We start from the raw sequence: 23,034 nt of genomic DNA, 5'->3' as shown, positions 1-23,034 counted from the left end.
GTCGGCATGGTTTCGGTTATCCGGGTCTTGGGTCCCCGGATGTCGGGCTTGAAGCATGTCGCGCAAAAATGTGCAGCGGTTTTGCGATAACGACATGCGTAAAATCAAAGACCTAAAGTGCAGGAAGCGATCCTGAAGGATCGCGACCCGCTTTAGGGGGCCCAGTAGATATGAAGCGGGGAGGCGGCCCGGTGCAATATTGCCCGGATCGGCATCTCCGCCTCGTCACCGGGCGCTTCAGCCTTGGCAAGAACGTCCTTCTTGGCCGCTCCTTCGATATGGAGCACCAGAAGTCGGGCATCCTGAAGGCTGGAGAATGTGAATGTCAGGCGCGGCTCGCCAGCGCCTTCTGCTTCCATGGTCATCACGCCGCGTGGCGTGGCAGGGTCGAGCGCCTCGGCAAGACGCGAGCCGCCCGGGAAAAACGAAGCCGTATGGCCATCGCCGCCCATACCGAGGATGACGACGTCGAAGGGATGGCCGGTGCCGGCCGTCTGCTTCGTCGCAGCGGCGGCGGCGTCTTCAGCGGTGGCCGCCGGATAATAAAGCGGTTCAAACTGTGCCGCTGCAGCCGCATCGATCAGCAGATTGTCCCTGACCAGTTTCTCGTTCGACCGGTCACCGTCGGGAGCGACGAAACGTTCGTCGACCAGCGTCACCGTGACTTTCGGCCAGTCGATCGCCTTGCCGGACAGGGCCTTGAAAAACGCCTTCGGCGTCGAGCCGCCCGAAACGGCGATGCTGGCTTTGCCGCGTGCGGCAACCGCTGCGGAGAGGGTCGAGGCAACGGCTTCGGCAAGGCCCTCTGCGAGGGCCGCGCCATTGTCGAAAACATGCATCGCAGCTGTCATTCCGCTTGCCCTCAGATTACTTCGTGCCACGTGCGGCCGTCGCGCTCGATCAGCGCAATCGCCTGGCTTGGTCCCCAGGTTCCGGCGGTGTAGGCCTGAACCTGCTGGTTGACCGCTTCCCAAGACTTCAGGATCGGATCGACCCAGCGCCATGCGGCTTCGACCTCGTCACGGCGCATGAACAGCGTCTGGTTGTTGCGCACGACGTCGAGCAGCAGGCGCTCATAGGCGTCGGCGCTGCGGGCGTTGAAGGCCTCGGCGAAGGTCATGTCGAGCGAGACGTTGCGCAGGCGCATACCGCCCGGACCCGGATCCTTGATCATCAGCGACTGCTTGACGCCTTCGTCCGGCTGCAGCCGGATGATCAGCTGGTTGGCAGCGATACGGCCGGCCGCCTCGTCGAAGATCGAATGCGGGATCGGCTTGAAGGTGATGACGATTTCCGACATGCGGCCGGCCATACGTTTGCCGGTGCGGATGTAGAAGGGAACGCCGGCCCAGCGCCAGTTGTTGATTTCCGCCTTGATGGCGACGAAGGTTTCCGTGTTGGACACGCCGCCTTCGAGTTCCTCGAGATAGCCCTTGACCGCGCCCCCGGCGGATGCACCCGCCTTGTACTGGCCACGCACCGTCATCTTCTCGACATTGCCCGGATTGATCGGCTTCAGCGCCCGCAGCACCTTCAGCTTTTCGTCGCGCACCGCTTCGGCGTTCATCGACGGCGGCACTTCCATGGCAACCAGGCAGAGAAGCTGGAGAATATGGTTCTGCACCATGTCGCGTAGCGCGCCGGCCTTGTCGTAATAGCCGGCCCGGCTTTCCAGCCCGACCGATTCGGCCACGGTGATCTGGATATGGTCGATGTAGGACGAATTCCACAGCGGCTCGTACAGCGTGTTGGCAAAGCGCAGCGCCATCAGGTTCTGCACGGTTTCCTTGCCGAGATAGTGGTCGATGCGGAAGATCTGTTCTTCCTTGAACACCTTGCCGATCGTGTCGTTGAGCTCAAGCGCGGAGGCGAGGTCGCGGCCGATCGGCTTTTCGACGACGATGCGTGTCGTCTTGGTGATCAGCTTGTGATCGCGGATCTTTTCGGAGATATCGCCGAAAATGCCGGGAGCAACGGCGAGATAAAAGGCGCGCACGCGCTCCTTGCCCTCGTCGAGCAATGCCTTCAATTGGTCCCAGCCATTGTCCGACTTGGCATCGACGGGAACGTAGAACAGGCGATCGGTGAAAATCTTGACCTGCGCCTCGTCATATTCGCCCTTCTTGAGATGTTCCTTGAGGGCATCCGTGGCGAACTTGCGGTACTCTTCATGGCTGAGCACGCTGCGCGATGCGCCGATGATGCGCGTCGGATCGGTAAGCTGACCGTCCAGTTGGCGATGATAAAGGGCAGGAAGCAATTTGCGTTCGGCAAGGTCGCCGGTGCCTCCGAAAACCACATAGTCAAAGGGTTCCACAGGGATGATCTGGCTGCTCATGAGAAATCTCGATCTCGTTCTGGTCTCAAGGGTGTATAATCTAATCGATTTAAAAGCGCTAGGGTGCGACGCAACAAAATGCGTTTCGTCCGCCTTCGGAAGCGCGCTTTCAAAATTTGTCGCGCAACGCATACCAGCTGAGCGCGAGGAACAAAAGCACGGAGCGAAAGCGCGTGCCGCCCGGAAAAGCCGGAACGTTCAGATCCCTGAAAAGGTCAAGGTCGGTGCGGTTGCCGGTCACCAGATCGGCGTAGAGCTTGCCACAGTAGTTTGACAGCATGACGCCATGGCCGGAATAGCCGCCGATCGAGGTGACGCCCGGCATGACCTCGCGCACGAAGGGCTGACGCGGCATGGTGATCCCGACCGAACCGCCCCAGGCATGGGTCATCTCGATGTTTTCCAGCGATGGGTAGATCTCGCTGATCTGCCGGCGGATATGGTCGGAAATGTCGCGCGGATTGTCCGCCGTATAGGCTTCGCGGCCGCCGAACAGCAGGCGGCCATCCTTCGATTTGCGAAAATAGCGCACCACAAAGCGCGAATCGGCAACGGCCTCGCCACCCGGCAGGACATCGGGAAATTCGGTCAGGATTTTGGTCGCGCCGATGAAGGAGCGGATCGGCATGACATGCCGCGCCGTGACCGGTTCGAGGTTGCCGATATAGCCGTTGCAGGCGATCAGCGCCCGCTCGGCCCGGATCGTGCCCTTGTCCGTTTCGATCGTCACCCGGCCATTGGCCTGGTTGATTGTCAGCGCCTTGGTTTGCTCGTGCAGCGAAGCGCCGGCCTGCGCCGCCTGTTTCGCCAGGCCGACGAGCAGCTTCATCGGTTGGATATGGCCGGTGCCGGTGTCGCGGATGCCGAACAGATAACGCTGCGAACCGAGCCGGGCGACGGTTTCGTCCCGCCCCATGAAGCTCTGGTGGGGATAGCCATAACGTGACGCGGCGATCTCGGCGCTATCGCGATAGTCCTTTTCGAGGCGCTGCTTGTGACAGACGTTGAGCTGGCCCGGGACATAGTCGATATCGATGCCGTGCGACGCCGAAAAATCGAGAAGATAGGCCTTGGCGTCCTCGGCCAGATCGAACAGCGCCTTGGACCGTTCGAAACCGAGGGAGCCCTCCATCTCTTCCGGAGACCAGCGTTGACCGGTGCCGAGCTGTCCACCATTGCGGCCGGATGCGCCGTCACCGAAACGGCAGGCGTCGATCAGCGTCACGCGAACACCTTTCAGGGCAAGGTTGTAGGCGGCCTGCAGGCCGGTGAAGCCGCCGCCGACGATCGCGACGTCGGTCTCGACCGAGCCGGAGAGGGCCGGATAGTCCGGCCGCTCCGGCACTTGCGCCTCATACCAGGAGATGCCGGGCGAAATCGGGCTTTGCCAGGGCATGGCCACGCCTTTCCTGTCAGACATTGAGAAGCAGGTATTCGCGTTCCCAGGGGCTGATCACCTGCATGAAGGTTTCGAACTCGCCCCGCTTCACGCCGCCATAGATGGCGATGAATTCCGGGCTGAAGATTTCGGCGAGCGCGGGGTCCGATTCGAGAAGCGAGATGGCCTCGAGCAGACCGCGCGGCAGATCGACCGTACCGCTATCGGCCGAAGCCTCCGCCGGTGCCGAGGGTTCCAGCCCCTGTACGATGCCAAGATAGCCGCAGCCAAGCGAGGCGGCGAGCGCCAGATAGGGATTGGCATCCGAGCTTGGCAGCCGATTTTCGACGCGCCGGGCGGCTGGCTCCGATACGGGAACACGGAAAGCCGTCGTCCGGTTGTCGTAGCCCCAGGCATTGTTGACCGGTGCCGACATGTCCGGCGTCAGGCGGCGGTAGGAATTGACGTAGGGCGCCATCATCGACAGCGTCTTCGGCACGTATTTCTGCATGCCGCCGATGAAGGAGAAGAACTCCTTGGAGGCTGATCCATCCGCATTTGAAAACAGGTTGCGGCCCGTATTGATCTCGACGATCGACTGATGGATGTGCATGGCGGAGCCGGCCTGCCCCTGCATCGGCTTGGCCATGAAGGTGGCGTAGATACCGTGCTTCAGTGCCGCCTCGCGGATCGTCCGCTTGAACATGAACACCTGATCGGCAAGCTCGATCGGATCGCCATGGCGAAGGTTGATTTCCAGCTGTGCCGGGCCTTCTTCATGGATCAGCGTATCGATCTCCAGGCCCTGCTTTTCGGAAAAATGATAGATGTCGTCGATCAGTTCGTCGAATTCGTTGACGCCGGCGATCGAATAGGCCTGCCCGCCCTGAATGGAGCGGCCCGAACGGCCTTTCGGCGGATGCAGCGGATAATCCGGGTCGTCGTTCTTGGCAACGAGATAGAATTCGATCTCGGGCGCGACGACCGGCTTCCAGCCCTTCTGCCGGTAAAGCTCCAGCACGTTCTTGAGAACGTTGCGCGGCGTATAGGGAACGTCCTCGCCCTTCGAGCCGGCGATGTCGCAGATCACTTGCGCCGTCGGGTCGCTTTCCCAGGGAACGACCGAAAGGGTCGAAAGGTCGGGCACCAGCTTGATGTCGCTGTCGCGGCTGTCATACCGGAAATCGCCGGTTTCTTCCGGATACTCGCCCGAAATCGTATGGCGATAGATCGCCGACGGCAGGGCCAGCGAGGTGTTGGAGGTGAATTTGGAGGATGGCATCATCTTGCCGCGCGGTACGCCGGCAATGTCGGGCGTAATGCACTCGATATCCTCGATGCCGCGGATCTTCAGCCAGTCGGCGGCTTCCTTCCAGGTTTTGACGCCTCTTGGAGCTTGCAGTGCGGCGGGTATTTTTGCGGTCTTGACGGTCCTTGCAGTTGGTTGGGCAGCGTTTCTTCTGACAGGCATAAATCACCGGTTTTGGGTTCGGATAAGCCATCATAGCCACAGTTTGCCAATTGGCTAGGGTGAAAACCGGGACTTTCCCTCCCGCAGGGACTGTATTCGCGGTCATACAGAGAGACTGGCGATTGACTTTGATGCGGCCGCCTTCGAAAGGAAACAGAAACAGGAACGGATGCCTTGGCAGAACAATTCGACGTGGTGATAATCGGGGCAGGGGCCGCCGGCATGATGGCGGCGATCGAGGCGGGCAAACGCGGCCGCCGTGTCGTCGTGCTCGATCATGCCAAGGCGCCCGGCGAGAAAATCCGCATTTCAGGCGGCGGACGCTGCAACTTCACCAATATCCATGCCGGCCCGAAGAATTTCCTGTCGGCCAACCCGCATTTCTGCAAATCGGCTTTGGCACGCTACACACCGTGGGATTTCATCGGGATGGTGGACCGCCATGGCATCGCCTGGCATGAAAAAACGCTTGGCCAGCTGTTTTGCGACGACAGCGCCAAGGACATCATCCGCATGCTTCTGACGGAGATGAAAGATGTCCGCGCTGTGCTGCGTCTCGGCGCACAGATCCAGTCGGTCGAAAAAACGCTGTCCGGTTTCCGGGTCGTGGCGGCGGACGGTTCGATCGACTGTTCATCCCTGGTCATCGCCAGCGGCGGCAAGTCGATCCCGAAGATGGGCGCGACGGGTTTCGCTTATAAGATTGCCGAACAGTTCGGCCTGCCGCTGATCGAGACCCGTCCGGCGCTCGTGCCGCTGACGCTCGACCCGGCGCAACTCGAAAGCCTCAGTGCCCTTGCCGGCGTGGCCGTCGATGCGGAAGCACGCTCGGGCAAGACGGCGTTCGAGGAAGCGCTGCTGATCACCCATCGCGGCCTGAGCGGCCCGGCCATCCTGCAGATATCGTCCTATTGGCGCGAGGGAGGGGATATCCGGCTTGGCCTGCTGCCGCGTGTCGATATCGCAGCTCTGCTGAAGGCTGCGCGCCGGGAAAACGGCCGTCAGGCCTTGCAGACGGCGCTGGCCGAGCATTTGCCGAAGAGACTGGCGCAGTTCTTTACCGAGACGGCGGGGCTCAACAACCGGCCGCTTGCCGACCTCTCCGACAAGGCCATCGATGCCTTCTGCCTCGGTATCAAGGACTGGGTCATCACCCCGGCCGGATCGGAAGGCTACCGGACCGCCGAAGTGACGCTTGGCGGGGTCGACACCCGGGCGCTTGATTCCCGCAGCATGCAGGCGCGTGACGTGCCCGGCCTTTATTTCATCGGCGAATGCGTCGATGTCACCGGCTGGCTCGGCGGCTACAATTTCCAGTGGGCCTGGGCATCGGGTTTTTCGACGGGACAGGCCGCATAATTGACCCGATAAGACCGGTTCGGCCTTCAGCTATTGTTAAGACATCTGGTGGAACCTGTTTCATAAGCTGGCACAACGGCCTCGCGACGCGGAAAACAGCGGCTTTTCGGAAAATATTTCAGAAAAGTGACGTTTTTTCTCCTCCATGTGCGGTTGCATCATGAAGTGGGCTGGCGGTCGGGATCATCCGGGTCTATTGTTGCTTGTGGTCGAAAGGACATGATGCCATGAACCAGTCACGCAGTCGTTCCAAAGCCCGTGCTATCGCCATCGCGAAAGCAGACGAAAGCAACGCGAGAAAGTCTCTGCTGATCCGCGCGTCCGTGATCGCAGTTTGCGCTCTTGCTGCGCTCGCAGCCCTTCCCACCTTCTGGTCCTTCTGAAGCCAAGAGATTGATTGAGCCGGGCTGTCGCTGACGGCACCTGTGCCGTGCCCTTGAGCGGGTAGCATTTGCCCGTCCCATCGTATGATGGCAGCGCGATGCCGTGCTCTTTGGTTCGCCGGTTTCGAGGCGATTTAGGGCGTGCTTATTCAAATATTAATTGTTCCCGTTGAAAAATGGTCCCTATCGGAGTCTGCCGTGATTTTGCCTCGGGGGAAGTGGCGGGTCATGCAATGAATGCCTGGCAGGCTGGCGGCGATGCGCCGCATGATTTTCAAGTGAAATCACCAGCTTGTTGGCGCACCGTGGAAGCCTGTCAGGGCTTGAGGAGGGCGGATACAGGCTGCGAGCCAAGGTGCGTCCATGTTCATCGACAAGATTCTTGCCCGTTTCAAAATCCAGACCAAGGTGCTGTTGTTCATTCTGCCCTTCGTCGTCAGCATCTGTGCCGTTGGTATCACCGGGCTCTATGCGTCCGGATTGCTGCAGGGGCGGATGGAGATATCCAACAGCGTCCTTCAGTCGCTGAGCGGTTTCAAGGACGTCTATGCCGGCATGAACGGCTTCCTTCAGAACACGTCCGAGGAAACCCGGCGCGCGGTTGTCGAAAAGCTTGAGGCGCAACAGGCGGTGCTGTCGGATACGTTGGCGCAGGTCAATGACGAGGAAGGCCGCCGGCAATTGCAGGAAGCCGTCGATGGCAGCACCAAGATCGGTGATCGCGTCGGCCAGCTCTGGACGCTCTACGAGCAAGAGGTCGCACTTCGCAAATCCATTTCCGCCAGCCTTGGAAGCCTGCTTGGTGAGCAGATGAAGGTGCTTGAGGAAGCAACGAAGATGGAGCGCGTCGTCCGCAAGGACGAGGAGGCGGCCAAATCGATCCTGCGCGAAGCCGATCGCCTGACCTCGTCGAGCGATACGCTCGTTGCCTTCATGTCGGCCTTTGCCAAGGCGGCGACGCCGGAGGAAAAGATCAAGCTCGTCAGCGCCTCCTATGGAGAGCTGACCAAGGTTCAGCGCAAGATCGCCTCCGGCCTGCCGGCAAACCAGAAGGCCGTCGCCGAAACCTTCAAGACGACCGTCGCCGAGATCAAGACGCTGCTCGATACCGGCGATCTCAGCGAGGACAATGCCACCGCCATCGGCCGTCTGGTCGCGCGGTTCCGGCAGAACAGCATCCAGCTCCAGACTGCCGCCACCGTGAAGATGCGCGACGCCACCGCGACCTTCGGGAAGCTGGACGGGCCGCTGGTCAAGGCCGGCGCCGTGCTGACTGACACCCGCAAGCTGGTCAATTCCGTTTATTCCATCCGGATCGCCGCCGCGAGCTTCCTTGAGAAATCCGACGAGGATGGCCGCAAGCGGCTGGCCCGCGAATTCTCGATCATGGGGCAGGACGTTCAGAGCCTGGCGGGAACCGCCGGCGATCTGAAGTTCTTTTCCGACCTCGTGGGGTCGCTGACACCGGTCATCGAAAAGATGAACGTCGACAGCACGGCCCTGGTCGATATCAGCCAGAAGCGCAGCGCCGAATTTTCCGCCGCTGCCGCCGAAATCGACCACATCTGGGGCCAGCTGACGGCCTTTGCCGAAGGCCAGAAAACCACGGCATCCGTGGAGCGCGAAAAAGCCAACCAGGTGTCGGTGTTTGCAACGGTGACCGGTATCCTGATCGCACTTCTGGCCGGCGGTGCGCTGGTGCTGACGCTGAAGGGGCCGATCGGCCAGATCACCGCTGCCATGCGGCGCCTTGCCGATGGTGCGCTCGATACGTCGATCGACGGCGGCGCGCGCCGCGACGAGATCGGCGACATGGCCCGGGCGCTCGGCGTCTTCAAGGAAAACGCGCTTTCCAAGGTTCGCATCGAAGCCGAAAGCGAAGAACAGCGAGCGCAGGCCGATGCCGAGCGCACGCGCAACGACGCCGAAAAGCATGCGCTCGACAGCCAGATCGATTTCGCCGTCAGCCAGCTCGCCGCCGGTCTTGGCCGTCTGGCGCAGGGAGACCTCTCGCAGCAGATCGAGACGCCGTTCAGCGGCCGCCTCGAACAGCTGCGCATGGATTTCAACGGTTCGCTGATCCGCCTGCAGGACACGCTCCTGCAGATCCGCAACAACGCGCTGTCGATCCAGCGCAGCGGCAACGACATGCATGCATCGGCAGATTCGCTGTCGAAGCGCACCGAGGCGCAGGCCGCGTCGCTGGAAGAAACGGCCGCGGCCGTCGACCAGATCACGGCGACGGTCCGCTCGTCGGCCGAGCGTGCCCATGAGGCCAATGTCGCGGTCACCCACACCAAGAAAAGCGCCGACAGCTCGGCGGTCGTCGTCAGCAGTGCCATTGCCGCCATGGGCCGCATTGAGGATGCCTCGCGCCAGATCGAGCAGATCATCGACGTCATCGACGAGATCGCCTTCCAGACCAATCTTCTGGCACTCAATGCCGGTATCGAGGCGGCACGGGCCGGCGAGGCCGGCAAGGGCTTTGCCGTTGTCGCGCAGGAAGTCCGCGAACTGGCCCAGCGCTCGGCGGAGGCAGCGCGCGAAATCAAGGGCCTGATCAACAAATCCGCCAAGGAGGTGAATTCCGGTTCGCAACTGGTTCAGGAAACCGGTGCCGTGCTCGCCTCGATCAGCCAGCAGATCGTCTCGGTCAGCGGCCATGTCGAAATGATCGCCACCGCCAGCCGCGATCAGGCCGCGGCCCTGAACGAGGTCAATGGTTCGGTCAACCAGATGGACCAGATGACCCAGCAGAACGCCTCTATGGTCGATCAGGCAACCAGCGCCAGCCGCGAACTTGCCAATCAGGCCGATACGCTGATGATGCTGGTTGAGCAGTTCCGCCTGGAGCCGGTCAGTGCCGTCAGGCAGGTCGGCCGCGCCGCCTGATCAGCCGTCAAACGGGATTGCGATGCCCGGCCTCTGCGCCGGGCATTTCCCTGCCGATATCACAGCGGACCCCCGGGAATTGCGGGGTTTTCTCACTGTTTTTTAAATCTTCTAAACTAGAGGATCGTGAAGTTTTTCTCTACGAAGGCCATGCGATGTTCCGGTTTTTCAAGTCCTCCGTCGTTTCCCAACTGGTTGCCATCACGCTGGGGCTGATCTTCCTCAGCACCGCGACGATCGTCGGCGTGATGCATTCCAATTTGCGCGGCTATGTGATGGCGGATGCGACCATGGACGCCCGCGATGCGAGCCGCGCGATGGCGGTCCTTTATGGCATGAAGGTGCCGGAGGCGACGGTCGAGATAAAGGACGGAACGCTCTCGAGCGTCACCGAAGACAAGATGGCGGCACTGCCCGACCATGATCTCGTCGACCGTACCGCCCAGACGATCGGCGGCGTAGCGACGGTCTTTGAAAAGCAGGGTAGCGACTATGTTCGCATTTCGACGAACGTGAAGAAGGAAAATGGCGACCGCGCCGTTGGTACCAAGCTGGCGGCCGATCATCCGGCGCAGGCATTGCTGGCCAGGGGCGAAGCCTATTACGGGCCGGCGGTGCTGTTCGGCCGTGACTATATCACCGGCTATTTCCCGGTGAAGAATGCTTCCGGTGCCAATGTCGGCATGCTGTTCATCGGCATTCCGACGGAAGTTTACTTCAGCAAGATCAATTATTTGCAGTATCTCATCCTGGCGATTGGCATCGGCGTCATGATCGTCGTCGGCGTGCTTGCCTATGCGGCGATCCGTGCATCGATAAGGCCGCTTGGCATTCTCACCGGTTCGGTCGAAACGATCTCCACGGGCAATCTGGATGTGTCCGTGCCCTATCTCGACAGCAAGAACGAGTTCGGCGGCATTGCCCGCGCGCTGGCCGTCTTCCGCGAAAATGCGCTGTCGAAACGCCAGATGGAAATCGAAAGCGAAAGCCGCCGTCTTGAAACGGACGAGGAACGCACGCGCCGCGACCTTGAAAAACGGGAGATGGACCGCGAGATCGATTTCGCCGTGAACGCCCTTGCGGCCGGCCTCGGCCGTCTGTCGCAGGGAGACCTGACGCAGCAGATCGACACGCCGTTCACCGGCCGCCTCGAACAGCTGCGCACCGACTTCAACGGCTCGGTCACCCGCCTGCAGGAAACGCTTTCCCATATCCGCGACAATGCCCAGGCGATCCAGCACAACGGCGGCCGCATGCTGTCGTCGGCCGATGCCCTTTCGAAGCGCACCGAGGCGCAGGCCGCCTCGCTGGAGGAAACGGCCGCCGCCGTCGAGCAAATCACCGCGACCGTCAAATCCTCGTCCGGACGGGCGCAGGAAACCAATCGCGCCGTCGCCGAAACCAAGAAAAGCGCCGACAGTTCGGCAAGTGTCGTGTCGAACGCCATCGCCGCCATGGGCCGCATCGAGGATGCCTCGCGCCAGATCGAACAGATCATCGACGTCATCGACGAGATCGCTTTCCAGACCAATCTTCTGGCGCTGAATGCCGGTATCGAGGCGGCGCGCGCGGGCGATGCGGGCAAGGGCTTTGCAGTCGTTGCCCAGGAAGTGCGCGAACTGGCGCAGCGTTCCGCCGGTGCCGCCAAGGAGATCAAGACGTTGATCGACAAGTCGACCAGCGAAGTCAACACCGGCTCGGCGCTGGTGCAGGAAACGGGCGCCGTACTCGCGTCGATCAGCCAGCAGATCGTCGCCATCAGCCAGCATGTCGAAATGATCGCGACAGCCAGCCGCGACCAGTCGGCGGCGCTGCAGGAGGTCAACGGGTCGGTCAACCAGATGGATCAGATGACCCAGCAGAATGCTTCCATGGTCGCCGAAACGACGAATGCCAGCCGTGAACTGGCCGGCGGCGCAGATATGCTGATGGTTCTGGTCGAGCAGTTCCGGCTGGAGCAGGGGAATACCCTTCGCCCGGTCAGCCGCGCTGCCTGATCGGCAGACGGCTGGACACCGGACAAGGGCCCGGGCGGGGCACCCGCCAGTCCCCAACTGAAATGTAAATAATGATGTTGGACTGCCTGCAACGCGGGACGTTGTGGACGGGTTTCCTGTCGGAAATATCTTCGCGACGTCATGAAGTTCAATAGCAAAACCATCAATTTAATCGCGCGAGACTACGGTATTTTCCGTTGCGAACCTACCTGTCACGCATGAGCGACCAGTGTGAAGGAGCCTGGAATAGTCGAGTCCGTCCAGTCTGGATGTTCTTCCAGTCTCGTTATCGTAAACCCAGCCTTGATGATGGCCGTTAGAACGTCGCCCATCGTCCAGAAGCGATACAGGCATCTTCCCAGGCTTGCACCGGCTATGTCAGGGTTCGGCACGTCGGCCTCTATGAGGTCAGTCTGAAAGTAATCATGCGGACCGTCAGCCCAGAACAGCTTCCGCTGGACCGGATGGAATTCGTTCAGTAGGAGCATGCCACGGTCCGTCGCGAGCTTGCGCATTGTAGCGAAAAAGCGATCGAGATCCTGATGGTAGTGGAGAATCCCAAGCTCAAGTACGAGCACGTCGAAGGTATGAGCCCGGCCCAGGTTATCAGCCTCCATGATATCGCACAGTGCGTAGTCGATTGTCACGCCCGCGGCCTTCGCCAGGGCGAGTGCGAAGCGCCGGTTTTCTTCCGAGAAATCGATGACCAACAACTCGGCGCCCAGTCGAGCAAGGGCGACCGCAACACGCCCATGAGAGCCTTGCACATTGCAAATGCGTTTGCCCGCAACGTCTCCAAGATATGGAGATAGGCGACGCAGGACGCGTTCCGGTTCGGCAACGATTTTTGCCGCCTCAGCTTCTGGGCTCCCAAAAGCGGCCACCCAGGCATCAAATCGTTGCGCGTTCCAAGCGTTCCGGTTCGTTTCAGTGATATGGTCCGATGCGTCTATTGCCATCGAAACATGCTATCGTAGGCATTGGGCTGCGCAAAGAGGTCGATAGCTTAAACGTTGTTGCCGCAGACATTGGTCGTACAGTTGCAAATTTTTCGACTGATTTTTGCGACAACAAGTATTCTACATTCTTGTCGGGAGCGGTGGTCCCCGGGACCTTTTTGGACTACGGTATCCAGCGCAGGCAAAGCAGACGCAGGGCCTGAGAAAGCCGGCCGGACAGACGGCTCCGGTTGCGCAGCTCTTCGAACTCGTGCGGTCTGCGCGCATCCTTGGACAGCATTTCCACCAGCAAAACCATTCCTGTCATTTCCGTCATCGCAGGTCTCCTTGGCAACGGAAAGCCGATGCCGGACCCGACGCCCCGCATACCAGCTTCCTTCAATTTGGGATGAGGCGGCGGCTTGGCCGCGCTATGTTCACGGCGCCAATCTATGCTGCAAAAATTGGTTTATAAACGAAAGAAACCGGTATATATTTTTCATTGATGAAAGATATATCCTGGGATGCCTATCAGATATTTCTGACCGTTGCCCGTCATGGCGGGCTGACCGGTGCCGCGCAGGCAAGCGGCCTCAGCCCGGCCACGGTCGGCCGCCGGGTTCTCGATCTCGAGCAGGGGATCGGCCGGCAGCTCTTTTCGCGCAGCCAGACCGGCTACCGGTTGACAGTGGACGGGCAAGCCCTGTTCGAGCAGCTGCAGGGCATGGACGCCGTGGTTCGCAAGGTGGAAACCTGGCGGCAGGAGGCGCACGGTTCCTCGGTGGTGCGGCTGATGGCCGGCACCTGGGGCACATGGCTGATCTGTGAGAATATCCAGGCGATCCGCAGCGACCGTGACGGCTTCCGGCTCGACATGTCCGTTTCCGAGCGCCGGGCAACGCTGGCACACCGCGAACATGATATCGGCATCCGCGCCGTAGTGCCCGACGAGCCCTATTTGGCCCGCCGTCACGGCGGCGAGGTCGCCTATGCCGCCTATCGCCAGCGCAATGCGCCGGACGGGTTGGCGACCTCCTGGCTTGCCGTGTCTGATGAGGACGCGATCTCACCCTATTTGCGTTGGCCGCATGAAAATGCCGGCGCCTCGATTGCCGTCATCGTCAGCCGGCCGCGTTCGCTGCTTGATCTGGCGCGCGCCGGCGCGGGGCAGGCGGTGCTGCCCTGTTTCGTCGGCGATCTCGATCCGGGGCTGGAGCGGGCCGGCGACGAACTGAAGACCCTTCGCCACGCGCAATGGGTCGTGACCAACAATGAGGATCGCCACCGCCGCGATATCCGCACCGTTTCCGAGCGATTGTTCCGCCTGCTGAAAAGCCATGCCGATCTCATTGCCGGAAAGCGGCCGAGCCGGAGTGTTTGATCCGGCCGCTTTTTATTCTTCAGCACACTGCGGAAACGCAAAATCCCGGCGGGTAGAGGCCCGCCGGGATTTTCTTGGAACAGATCGTCCTACCTCAGCCGCGGCCCTGCGTGACGATGACGGGGATCAGAAGGTCGCCCCAGTTGCCTTCGCCGCCGTGATGCCGGGCCGAGCGGACAAGCTCGACGGAAACGCCGGCGTCCACCGCCTTCATGACGGCCTGGTTGAGCCGGTGCAGGTCGTTGGCGACCATGCGGATCATCGCCTGCTGTTCCGGCGTCATGGCCGAGGACTGTTCTTCGGCCCGTTCCTTGACGCGTGTCTGGACTGTCATGTTCGTTTCCTCCTTGGTTGATGGCTGGGTTTTAAGACCCCTCCCCAACCCCTCCCCACAAGGGGGAGGGGCTAACCCGTGGCGCACCTCTTCACTCAACAGTGACCTCTGCATTTCTGGAGGTCGTTAGAGGCAGTGCGCGGTGCGGCAAGCTAGCCCCTCCCCCTTGTGGGGAGGGGTTGGGGAGGGGAGTGCCTTTACTCCGCCGCGGGACGGAATTGCTCGTGTTCGGTCGATTCATGCATGGCAGTCGTCGAGGACTTGCCGCCGGATATCGCCATCGATACGGCATCGAAATAGCCGGTGCCGACTTCGCGCTGGTGCTTGGTCGCGGTATAGCCGTTGACCTCGGCGGCGAATTCGGCCTCCTGCAGCTGCGAATAGGCGGCCATCTGCCGGTCCTTGTAGCCGCGCGCCAGTTCGAACATGCCGAAATTCAGCTGGTGGAAGCCGGCGAGTGTGATGAACTGGAACTTGTAGCCCATGGCGCCCAGCTCCCGCTGGAACTTGGCGATCGTTGCATCATCGAGGTTCTTCTTCCAGTTGAACGACGGTGAGCAATTGTAGGCGAGCAGCTTGCCCGGATGGGCCTTGTGCACGGCCTCGGCGAACCTGCGGGCCTGCTCGAGATCCGGCTTGCCGGTCTCCATCCAGATCAGGTCGCAAGAGGGCGCATAGGCAATGGCACGGGCGATGCAGGGCTCGATGCCGTTCTTCACCTGGTAGAAGCCTTCCGTGGTGCGGCCGGCATCGTAGTCGACGAAGGGCTGGTCGCGCTCGTCGATATCGGAGGTCAGGAGCTTGGCGGCCTCCGCATCGGTGCGGGCGATGATCAGCGTTGGCGTGCCCATGACGTCGGCGGCAAGCCGTGCGGCGTTGAGGTTGCGGATATGCGCGGCCGTCGGGATCAGAACCTTGCCGCCGAGGTGGCCGCACTTCTTTTCCGATGCCAGCTGGTCCTCGAAGTGAACGCCGGCGGCGCCCGCTTCGATGAAGGCCTTCATGATTTCGAAGGCGTTGAGCGGGCCACCGAAGCCGGCCTCGGCATCGGCGACGATCGGCGCGAACCAGGTATCGACCGAAAGGCCATTGCCTTCCGCGGTCTCGATCTGATCGGCGCGCTGGAGTGTCCGGTTGATGCGCTTGGCCAGTTCGGGCGCCGCATTGGCCGGATAGAGCGACTGGTCCGGATACATCGATGATGCGGTATTGCTGTCGGCGGCGACCTGCCAGCCGGAGAGGTAGATCGCCTTCAATCCCGCGCGGACCTGCTGCATGGCCTGATTGCCTGTCATCGCACCCAGCGCATTGACGAAGTCCTCTTCGTGGATGAGCTGCCACAGGCGGTTCGCACCCATTTCAGCCAGCGTGTGTTTGATTTGAACCGAGCCGCGCAGACGCTTGACGTCTTCGGCCGTGTAGGGGCGCTCGATGCCGTCGAAGCGGCCCTGCGGTGCACCGGAAACGAGATTGTAAAAATCAGTCATAAACATCCTCCTGCTATTTTCAGAGCATCATTCGACGTTGGTGCTCTACCGTTCAGTTGTCGAATTCGATGTGACTTGTTTTACAGTGCGATGCACAATACCGCCAGAATAAAGGCGTTGCGGCTTCCATGAAAAGGGTTATCATGTCTTGGCTTTTACAGAGGGCTTCTGTAATTTTGTAAAATATGTAAATATTGTTTCGGGCGAGAAATTGTAAAAGGCGTGACAAATGGCTGAAAACAAGATTTTTGCCGGCGCCCGCGTGCGGCGCATCCGCAACGGCTTGTCGCTGACGCAGACGGCCATGGCCGAAGCGTTGGGCATCTCGCCGTCCTATCTCAATCTGATCGAGCGCAACCAGCGGCCGTTGACGGTGCAGCTGCTTTTGAAACTGGCCTCGGTCTACAAGGTCGATCTCGACGAACTGCAGGGCGAGGCCTCCGGCAGCGTCGCGCAACTGCGCGAGATGTTCGCCGATCCGCTGCTTTCGGGCGAACTGCCGGGCGATCAGGAGCTGATCGAGGTGGCGGAAGCGGCCCCCAATGCCGCGATGGGCATTCTGAAGCTCTATCGCGCCTATCGCGAGCAATCCTCACGATTGAAGGACCTGAGCGCGCTTTTGTCGGGTCAGGGACATATGGCCGCATTGTCGGATGCGCGGCTGCCAATGGACGAGGTGCGTGAGATCTTCGAAAATCGCCCGCATTACTTTGCAAGGATCGATGAGGCCGCGGAAGCATTCCACACGCAGCTTTCGCCCGGTGACGATCTTGCCGGGGTGCTGAGGAGCTGGCTGCGTAAGGAGCATGGGCTTACGATCCGGGCGCTGCCCGTGCATGTCATGCCCGATCTGCGCCGCCGCTTCGACAGGCATTCCATGCGGCTGTTTCTGTCCGAACGGCTTTCCGCGCAGGACCAGTTGCGTGAAATCGCCATGGAGGCGGCTCAGATTGCGTGTCCCGAGGCGATTGCCGCCGAGCTCGATCAGCTGGCGTTTTCGACAGGCGAGGCCCGGCGCATCGGCCGCTTCGAACTCGCCCGCTACGCCGCGCATGCGATCATGATGCCTTATGGTGCTTTTCTAGCTGCAGCGCAGCGGGCGAAGTACGATATCGATGTCCTGAGCGCCCGCTTTCAGGTGTCCTTCGAACAGGCGGCCAACAGGCTGGTGACGCTGCAGCGTCCGGGCGCTGCGGGGGTGCCTTTCTTCCTGATGGAGATCGATCAGGCGGGGCACCGTCTGCGCAAATCCGGCGCGCAGGGTTTCCCGCGGGCGCGCTTCGGCGGCAACTGTCCGAAGCTCAATATCCATGCGGCCTTCCTGCAGGCCGGCCAGATCCTGGCGGATCGGGTCGAGGTTTTCGGCGGCGGGGAGTTTTTCGTTGTTGCCAGAACCGTCGAAGGCCCGCGTGCCGGATTTCAGGAGCGGATTCGCCGCACCGCGTTGCTAATTGGTTGCGACGCGGTCCATGCGGGGGAAACCGTCTATGGCGAAGCGCCGCTGATGACCGTTGCCGGTGGCACCGCCTGCCGGCTCTGTGAGCGGCGCGGCTGTCTTGCCCGCGCCGAACCGCCGGTCACCCGGCCGCTCGGGCTTGACGAGATGGTGACGGGCCTGAGCGCGTTTGATTTTCAGTAGCGACCAATATCAATAGCTGACGGGATGATGGGCCGGCAGCAGCGGGGCGTTGGGGGCGAAGCACTCGGCGGCAAGGCCGCTCGTGTAGCCGCGCGTGACATGCGCCTTGCCGGCATAGTTCGGGTTTCGCATCAGCACGGCATGCAGTTCCGGCAGATTGTAATAGGGTACGCCCGGATAGAGGTGATGCTCGAGGTGATAGTTGATGTTGTGCGGCGCGAAGAACAGCTTCTCCCAGGTATGGGGATAGACCGTGCGCGAGCTGCCGAGTTCGTCTGAATAGTCCATGCTGCCGAAATGCTCGGCGACGCTGCGGACATAGAGGAACAGGCAGAAGAAGGTGAAGAACGGCACCAGCCAATAGAGCGTGAAATCCGTCCACAGGCCGAACACCGAAAAAAGGATCGCCGCTGCAGCATAGAAGCTGATCCGCAGGAGCTTGTAGGTGCGCGTCGAGCGGTCATGCTTGGCGATGCGCTTGGCCATGTGCAGGATATCGCGGACCGAATTGACCGCCACCAGATAGCCGAGCAGCTGCACCACGCCGCGCCAGACCTTTTGCGGAAAGGTGAACTGCGTCATGCCGAGCTTGGCAGCCCAGTCCGGATCGTCCTCGGTATTGGTGTGCTGGTGATGGGCGAGATGGTTCATCCGGTAGCCGTCAACAGTCGCCATGATCGGCCAGGCCAGCAACAGATCGCTCAGCCAGTCGCTCACCTTGCGGTTCTTGATGATGCGGTAGTGGGCGGCCTCGTGCATCAGGCAGCCGAAGGCATGCATGCGGCCGGCAATAACAAGCACCGCGGCGAGATAGGCGAGCGGATGCTGCATATATTTGCTGACAGCGATGGCGCCGGCGATCAGCGCCCAGTCGAAGCCGATGGCAAGAAGCGTTCTGTGCGGTTGCAGCACGGACAGCCGTTTCAATTCCCGTGGGTCGATCCGCGACGACTTCACATTCATGATGGTCAACTCCGAAACGCATAACCGTTGTGGCGCAAAATCGCATCCTGGGCATGGTTAAGCAATCGTAAATGCCTTCGTTAAGGTTCGATTTAAGCTTATGGTTAATTCCTGAGCGGATGTGGCCGGGCTTGCCACCGCCTGGTCATGCCGTGCTGAAAAGATTCGGATTTTTCCAGCGGCCGCTAAAATTTGGGATGCTGGCCAAATGGGTAGGCAGGCCCTTTAAAAGCGCTTGTGGTTGTCGGAAAACATGCCTAACTTCCAGATGCGCATACGCAGGGACAGAGAGGCAGGCGATGGCGGCGTGCCTAGACTGACCCAATAAAATCAAGGGGAATTCCATGTCGCGAAAGATTGCCACCGCCTTTGCCGCGTTGATCCTCAGCGGATCCGCAACCATTGCCACCGCGCAGGAGCGTGTCGTCAACGTTTACAACTGGTCCGATTATATCGATGCCAGCATTCTCGAAGATTTCACCAAGGAAACCGGCATCAAGGTCGTCTACGACGTCTTCGACAGCAACGAGATTCTTGAAACCAAGCTGCTTGCGGGCGGCACCGGCTATGATGTCGTGGTGCCGACGGCCAGCTTCCTGCAGCGCCAGATCGCCGCGGGCGTCTTCCAGAAGCTCGACAAGTCGAAGCTGCCGAACCTCTCCAACATGTGGGACGTGATTTCCGATCGCATCCAGAAATACGATCCGGGCAATGAATATGCCGTCGATTACATGTGGGGCACCACCGGCATCGGCTACAATGTCGACAAGGTAAAGCAGATCCTCGGCACCGACGAGCCGCCGACCTGGGATGTGATCTTCAAACCGGAGGTCGCTGCGAAGTTCAAGGATTGCGGCATTCACATCCTCGATTCCGCTTCCGACGTGCTTCCGTCGGCCCTGTCCTATCTTGGTCTCGATCCCGATAGCCGCACCCCGGACGATCTGACGAAGGCGGAAGAACTGCTGACGTCCATCCGCCCCTTTGTCCGCAAATTCCACTCGTCGGAATATATCAACGCGCTCGCCAACGGCGATATCTGCCTTGCCGTCGGCTATTCGGGCGACGTTTTCCAGGCGCGTGACCGTGCCGCCGAAGCAAAGGCGGGCGTGACGGTGAACTATGTCATCCCGCCGACCGGCGCGCAGATGTGGTTCGACGTCATGGCCATTCCGGCCGATGCGCCGCATGTCGCCGAAGCGCATGAATTCCTGAACTACATGATGAAGCCGGAAGTCGTCGCCAAGGCATCCAACGTCGTCTTCTATGCCAATGGCAACAAGGCGTCGCAGCAGTTCATCGACAAGGATGTGCTTGAAGATACCGCGATCTATCCGACACCCGAGGTTCTGGCGAAACTCTTCACGGTGACGCCCTACGACGCCAAATCGCAGCGTCTGGTGACGCGGCTGTGGACCAAAGTGGTCACCGGCCAGTAAGTCGAAAAGAATTGCCCGGATCCTTGAAAATCCGGGCAATTTTCTTTTGCGCCGCCGGGGAATGAAAAGGTGGTCGCGTGTGCATGTCATTCGGGGATAGATGATGAAGTCACTTGGCAGTATCCGGCGTTCCTTTGCCCCTTGGGCAGACCCTAAATCCATACCGTTCATCGCGGTGAAGAACGTCACCAAGAAATTCGGTGATTTCGTCGCCGTCGATGATCTGTCGCTGAATATCTATCCCCGTGAATTCTTCGCGCTGCTCGGCGCGTCGGGCTGCGGCAAGTCAACGCTGCTGCGCATGCTGGCCGGCTTCGAACAGCCGACCTCGGGTGAAATCATCCTCGACGGACAGAGCCTTGCCGGCATTCCGCCCTACCGGCGGCCGGTCAACATGATGTTCCAGTCCTACGCGTTGTTTCCGCATATGACGGTCGAGAACAACATCGCCTTCGGTCTGAAGCAGGACGGCATGCCGAAGGCCGATATCGCCGCGCGAGTCGACCAGATGCTGAAGCTGGTCAAGCTCGACAAATTCGCCAAGCGCAAGCCGCATCAGCTGTCCGGCGGTCAACGCCAGCGCGTGGCGCTGGCCCGCTCGCTGGCCAAGCGGCCGAAGGTGCTTCTGCTGGATGAGCCGCTGGGCGCACTGGACAAGAAGCTGCGCGAGGAAACCCAGTTCGAACTGATGGACCTGCAGCAGGAACTCGGCCTGACCTTCGTCGTCGTCACCCACGACCAGGAAGAGGCGATGACCATGGCCGACCGTATCGCCGTCATGGCGCATGGCAAGGTCGTTCAGGTCGCCACCCCGCCGGAAATCTACGAAGCGCCGAACTCGCGCTTCGTTGCCGATTTCATCGGCGATGTGAATATTTTCGACGGCACGGTTTCGTCCGCAGGCAACGGCACGGTCGAGATCGCGACGGAAAGCGGCTTCACGGTTCGCGTCGCCTCGAACGAGCCGCCGGCTGTCGGCGCCAAGGCCGGCTTTGCCGTTCGCCCGGAAAAGATCCGCGTCGGCCGCGACCAGCCAGCCTGTGCGCCGCTGAATGCGGCGCAGGGCGAAATCTGGGATATCGGCTATCTCGGCGACATGACGGTTTTTCACGTCAAGCTCAAGGACGGCAAGGTGGTCAAAGCCTCGTCGCTCAATGCCGTGCGCGCCGTCGAGGATCCGCTGGGCTATGACCAGGAAGTCTGGATTTCCTTCGATGAAAATGCCGGCGTCGTGCTGAAGGATTGAGGCCATGGCAAAATTCGGATCGGCACTGTTCAACCGGCTGGTGATCATCATCCCCTATGCCTGGTTGCTGTTCTTCTTCCTCATTCCCTTTTTCATCGTCATCCGGATTTCACTGTCGGAAACGGCCGTCGCCATGCCGCCCTACCTGCCGGTGTTCGACCTGGCGTCCGGGATCGGCGGCTTCATCGACAATATCAAGCAGTTCTCGATCGACAACTACATCTGGCTGACCGAGGACGCGCTCTATACCAAGGCCTATATCTCCAGCCTCTGGATCGCCGGCGTCTCGACATTCCTGACGCTGCTGATCGCCTATCCGGTGGCTTACGGCATGGCGCAGGCGCCCAACACCATCCGTCCGACGCTGTTGATGCTGGTCATCCTGCCGTTCTGGACCAGCTTCCTGATCCGCGTCTATGCCTGGATCGCCATTTTGAAGCCGGAAGGACTGCTCAACCAGTTGCTCTTGACGCTTGGTGTGATCGATCAGCCGCTGATCATCCTCAACACCAACTGGGCGATCTATATCGGCATCGTCTATTCCTATCTGCCCTTCATGGTTCTGCCGATCTATTCGTCGCTGGAAAAAATGGATCACAGCCTGACGGAAGCGGCACAGGATCTCGGCTGCACGCCGATCCGAGCCTTCTGGCGCGTGACATTTCCGCTGTCGATGCCCGGCGTGATCGCCGGCTGCATGCTGGTCTTCATTCCGGCGGTCGGGGAGTTCGTCATTCCGGATCTGCTCGGAGGCTCAGAGACGCTGATGATCGGCAAGACCTTGTGGAACGAGTTCAACGCCAATCGCGACTGGCCGGTGTCTGCGGCCGTGGCGACCATTCTTCTGCTCATTCTCGTCGTGCCGATCATGTTCTTCCAGCATGCGCAGGCCAAAGCCGACGGCGCGGGGAAATAGTCATGGTCAAGTGGTCCCGTTTCAACATCGCCTCGATCGTGTTCGGCTTTGCCTTTCTGTACCTGCCGATCGTGCTTCTGGTGATCTTCTCGTTCAACGAATCCAAGCTGGTCACTGTCTGGGCCGGCTTCTCGACCAAATGGTATGTTCAGCTGTTTCACAATCAGGCGCTTCTCGATGCCGCCTGGGTGACGGTGCGGGTCGGCCTGATTTCCGCGACGGTGGCAACCGTTCTCGGCACGCTGGCAGCCCTTGCCATGACACGCTACACGCGGTTTCGCGGCCGCATGCTGTTTTCCGGCATGATCTATGCGCCGCTCGTTATGCCTGAAGTGATCACCGGCCTGTCTTTGCTGCTTTTGTTTGTCGCCATCGGCTTCGATCGCGGCTTCTGGACACTGACGCTCGCCCACATCACCTTCACCATGTGCTTCGTCGCCGTCGTCGTGCAGTCCCGGCTTTTGAGCTTCGACCGGTCGATCGAGGAGGCCGCGATGGACCTTGGCGCCACGCCGGTCGCCACCTTCCTGCAGGTAACGCTTCCGGTCATCGCACCGGCTGTGTTTTCTGGCTGGGTTCTCGCCTTCACGCTGTCTCTCGACGATCTGGTGATTTCGAGTTTCACCTCCGGTCCCGGCGCCACCACGCTGCCGATGCGGATCTACAGCCAGGTGCGGTTGGGCGTGACGCCGGAGATCAACGCCGTTTGCACCATTCTGATCGGCATCGTCGCCATGGGCGTTCTAATTGCGTCCGTCGTGTCGCGCCGCCGGGAAATCCAGCGGGTCAAGGACGAGCAGGCGGCGTTCGCTCATTGAGAAACTGATGCGGAGGGCCTCTAGAAGGCCCTGTGGCAAAGCCGATGTGACCCGT

19 protein-coding genes are annotated in these 23,034 nt (G+C 60.6%); 10 read left to right on the top strand and 9 right to left on the bottom strand.

All coding sequences use genetic code 11. From position 1 onward, the window contains the following. Positions 1 to 152 precede the first annotated feature (152 nt). From pgl to ADU59_RS25570, 4 genes are all read right to left on the bottom strand, one after another. Positions 153 to 851 (bottom strand): 6-phosphogluconolactonase, encoded by a 699-nt coding sequence (pgl, locus tag ADU59_RS25585; RefSeq protein WP_068957942.1) that lies wholly within the window; start codon positions 849 to 851, stop codon positions 153 to 155. A gap of 11 nt (positions 852 to 862) precedes the next feature. Then, entirely contained in the window at positions 863 to 2,338 is a 1,476-nt protein-coding gene (gene zwf, locus ADU59_RS25580) for a glucose-6-phosphate dehydrogenase (RefSeq protein ID WP_068957940.1), read from the bottom strand. A gap of 109 nt (positions 2,339 to 2,447) precedes the next feature. Beyond that, positions 2,448 to 3,734: an NAD(P)/FAD-dependent oxidoreductase gene (locus tag ADU59_RS25575; RefSeq protein WP_099050936.1), complete on the bottom strand. Its 1,287-nt coding sequence runs from the start codon at positions 3,732 to 3,734 to the stop codon at positions 2,448 to 2,450. A 16-nt stretch (positions 3,735 to 3,750) separates the two neighbouring features. Next, complete coding sequence (locus ADU59_RS25570) at positions 3,751 to 5,187, bottom strand: glutamine synthetase family protein (RefSeq protein WP_068957936.1); 1,437 nt, start codon at positions 5,185 to 5,187, stop codon at positions 3,751 to 3,753. A 174-nt stretch (positions 5,188 to 5,361) separates the two neighbouring features. Here ADU59_RS25570 and ADU59_RS25565 point away from each other — a divergent pair, with 174 nt between their 5' ends. From ADU59_RS25565 to ADU59_RS25550, 4 genes are all read left to right on the top strand, one after another. After that, positions 5,362 to 6,546 (top strand): BaiN/RdsA family NAD(P)/FAD-dependent oxidoreductase, encoded by a 1,185-nt coding sequence (locus tag ADU59_RS25565; RefSeq protein ID WP_068957935.1) that lies wholly within the window; start codon positions 5,362 to 5,364, stop codon positions 6,544 to 6,546. A gap of 227 nt (positions 6,547 to 6,773) precedes the next feature. Then, on the top strand, positions 6,774 to 6,929 hold the full coding sequence (locus ADU59_RS30755) for a hypothetical protein (RefSeq protein ID WP_158515769.1): 156 nt from the start codon (positions 6,774 to 6,776) through the stop codon (positions 6,927 to 6,929). Positions 6,930 to 7,292: 363 nt separating this feature from the next. Next, positions 7,293 to 9,821 (top strand): methyl-accepting chemotaxis protein, encoded by a 2,529-nt coding sequence (locus ADU59_RS25555; RefSeq protein ID WP_068957931.1) that lies wholly within the window; start codon positions 7,293 to 7,295, stop codon positions 9,819 to 9,821. Positions 9,822 to 9,976: 155 nt separating this feature from the next. Then, the gene (locus ADU59_RS25550; RefSeq protein ID WP_068957929.1) at positions 9,977 to 11,818 is read left to right on the top strand and encodes a methyl-accepting chemotaxis protein; all 1,842 of its coding nucleotides are present in this window, start codon (positions 9,977 to 9,979) and stop codon (positions 11,816 to 11,818) included. A 212-nt stretch (positions 11,819 to 12,030) separates the two neighbouring features. On the opposite strand, the gene ADU59_RS25545 is transcribed toward ADU59_RS25550, so the two are convergent. Continuing rightward, positions 12,031 to 12,777 (bottom strand): class I SAM-dependent methyltransferase, encoded by a 747-nt coding sequence (locus ADU59_RS25545; protein WP_068957927.1) that lies wholly within the window; start codon positions 12,775 to 12,777, stop codon positions 12,031 to 12,033. A gap of 163 nt (positions 12,778 to 12,940) precedes the next feature. Then, positions 12,941 to 13,093 (bottom strand): hypothetical protein, encoded by a 153-nt coding sequence (locus ADU59_RS30750; RefSeq protein ID WP_158515768.1) that lies wholly within the window; start codon positions 13,091 to 13,093, stop codon positions 12,941 to 12,943. 168 nt (positions 13,094 to 13,261) lie between these two features. On the opposite strand from ADU59_RS30750, the gene ADU59_RS25540 reads away from it, so the two are divergent. Continuing rightward, positions 13,262 to 14,137 carry a LysR family transcriptional regulator gene (locus ADU59_RS25540; RefSeq protein ID WP_068957925.1) on the top strand — a complete coding sequence of 292 codons (876 nt, stop codon included), beginning with the start codon at positions 13,262 to 13,264 and terminating at the stop codon, positions 14,135 to 14,137. Between the two features lie 94 nt (positions 14,138 to 14,231). Here ADU59_RS25540 and ADU59_RS25535 read toward each other — a convergent pair whose 3' ends face one another. Beyond that, a complete protein-coding gene (locus ADU59_RS25535; protein ID WP_037119629.1) occupies positions 14,232 to 14,471 on the bottom strand; it encodes an SMc00767 family acetate metabolism repressor in 240 nt (79 codons plus the stop codon). Between the two features lie 197 nt (positions 14,472 to 14,668). Further along, positions 14,669 to 15,958, bottom strand: a complete 1,290-nt coding sequence (gene aceA, locus ADU59_RS25530) for an isocitrate lyase (RefSeq protein ID WP_068958031.1) — start codon at positions 15,956 to 15,958, stop codon at positions 14,669 to 14,671. Positions 15,959 to 16,187: 229 nt separating this feature from the next. Between aceA and ADU59_RS25525 the strand changes: the two genes are divergently transcribed. Beyond that, positions 16,188 to 17,597: a helix-turn-helix domain-containing protein gene (locus tag ADU59_RS25525; protein ID WP_068957923.1), complete on the top strand. Its 1,410-nt coding sequence runs from the start codon at positions 16,188 to 16,190 to the stop codon at positions 17,595 to 17,597. Between the two features lie 9 nt (positions 17,598 to 17,606). Here the strand turns inward: ADU59_RS25525 and ADU59_RS25520 are convergent, their stop codons facing one another. Beyond that, positions 17,607 to 18,560 (bottom strand): fatty acid desaturase family protein, encoded by a 954-nt coding sequence (locus ADU59_RS25520; protein ID WP_068957922.1) that lies wholly within the window; start codon positions 18,558 to 18,560, stop codon positions 17,607 to 17,609. A gap of 344 nt (positions 18,561 to 18,904) precedes the next feature. Here ADU59_RS25520 and ADU59_RS25515 point away from each other — a divergent pair, with 344 nt between their 5' ends. The 4 genes from ADU59_RS25515 (at position 18,905) to ADU59_RS25500 (ending at position 22,979) form a co-directional block, all read left to right on the top strand. Next, positions 18,905 to 19,999: a polyamine ABC transporter substrate-binding protein gene (locus tag ADU59_RS25515; protein ID WP_068957920.1), complete on the top strand. Its 1,095-nt coding sequence runs from the start codon at positions 18,905 to 18,907 to the stop codon at positions 19,997 to 19,999. 103 nt (positions 20,000 to 20,102) lie between these two features. Then, the gene (locus ADU59_RS25510) at positions 20,103 to 21,245 is read left to right on the top strand and encodes an ABC transporter ATP-binding protein (protein WP_068958029.1); all 1,143 of its coding nucleotides are present in this window, start codon (positions 20,103 to 20,105) and stop codon (positions 21,243 to 21,245) included. Between the two features lie 4 nt (positions 21,246 to 21,249). Next, a complete protein-coding gene (locus ADU59_RS25505) occupies positions 21,250 to 22,161 on the top strand; it encodes an ABC transporter permease subunit (RefSeq protein ID WP_068957919.1) in 912 nt (303 codons plus the stop codon). 2 nt (positions 22,162 to 22,163) lie between these two features. Then, positions 22,164 to 22,979, top strand: a complete 816-nt coding sequence (locus ADU59_RS25500) for an ABC transporter permease subunit (RefSeq protein ID WP_068957917.1) — start codon at positions 22,164 to 22,166, stop codon at positions 22,977 to 22,979. The last annotated feature ends 55 nt before the right edge of the window (positions 22,980 to 23,034 follow it).

The sequence above is a fragment of the Pararhizobium polonicum genome, from assembly GCF_001687365.1.
Taxonomy (GTDB): domain Bacteria; phylum Pseudomonadota; class Alphaproteobacteria; order Rhizobiales; family Rhizobiaceae; genus Pararhizobium; species Pararhizobium polonicum.
The sequence above is the reverse complement of the archived record's forward strand: the minus strand, read 5'-3'. Positions and strand labels throughout refer to the sequence as shown.

Coding starts and splice junctions, on each gene's coding strand:
- pgl (WP_068957942.1), bottom strand. CDS start 851: ATGACAGCTGCGATGCATGTTTTCGACAATGGCGCGGCCCTCGCAGAG.
- ADU59_RS25575 (WP_099050936.1), bottom strand. CDS start 3,734: ATGCCCTGGCAAAGCCCGATTTCGCCCGGCATCTCCTGGTATGAGGCG.
- ADU59_RS25500 (WP_068957917.1), top strand. CDS start 22,164: ATGGTCAAGTGGTCCCGTTTCAACATCGCCTCGATCGTGTTCGGCTTT.
- ADU59_RS25515 (WP_068957920.1), top strand. CDS start 18,905: ATGTCGCGAAAGATTGCCACCGCCTTTGCCGCGTTGATCCTCAGCGGA.
- aceA (WP_068958031.1), bottom strand. CDS start 15,958: ATGACTGATTTTTACAATCTCGTTTCCGGTGCACCGCAGGGCCGCTTC.
- ADU59_RS25545 (WP_068957927.1), bottom strand. CDS start 12,777: ATGGCAATAGACGCATCGGACCATATCACTGAAACGAACCGGAACGCT.
- ADU59_RS25525 (WP_068957923.1), top strand. CDS start 16,188: ATGGCTGAAAACAAGATTTTTGCCGGCGCCCGCGTGCGGCGCATCCGC.
- ADU59_RS25570 (WP_068957936.1), bottom strand. CDS start 5,187: ATGCCTGTCAGAAGAAACGCTGCCCAACCAACTGCAAGGACCGTCAAG.
- ADU59_RS25550 (WP_068957929.1), top strand. CDS start 9,977: ATGTTCCGGTTTTTCAAGTCCTCCGTCGTTTCCCAACTGGTTGCCATC.
- ADU59_RS30755 (WP_158515769.1), top strand. CDS start 6,774: ATGAACCAGTCACGCAGTCGTTCCAAAGCCCGTGCTATCGCCATCGCG.
- zwf (WP_068957940.1), bottom strand. CDS start 2,338: ATGAGCAGCCAGATCATCCCTGTGGAACCCTTTGACTATGTGGTTTTC.
- ADU59_RS30750 (WP_158515768.1), bottom strand. CDS start 13,093: ATGACGGAAATGACAGGAATGGTTTTGCTGGTGGAAATGCTGTCCAAG.
- ADU59_RS25505 (WP_068957919.1), top strand. CDS start 21,250: ATGGCAAAATTCGGATCGGCACTGTTCAACCGGCTGGTGATCATCATC.
- ADU59_RS25555 (WP_068957931.1), top strand. CDS start 7,293: ATGTTCATCGACAAGATTCTTGCCCGTTTCAAAATCCAGACCAAGGTG.
- ADU59_RS25510 (WP_068958029.1), top strand. CDS start 20,103: ATGAAGTCACTTGGCAGTATCCGGCGTTCCTTTGCCCCTTGGGCAGAC.
- ADU59_RS25540 (WP_068957925.1), top strand. CDS start 13,262: ATGAAAGATATATCCTGGGATGCCTATCAGATATTTCTGACCGTTGCC.
- ADU59_RS25535 (WP_037119629.1), bottom strand. CDS start 14,471: ATGACAGTCCAGACACGCGTCAAGGAACGGGCCGAAGAACAGTCCTCG.
- ADU59_RS25520 (WP_068957922.1), bottom strand. CDS start 18,560: ATGAATGTGAAGTCGTCGCGGATCGACCCACGGGAATTGAAACGGCTG.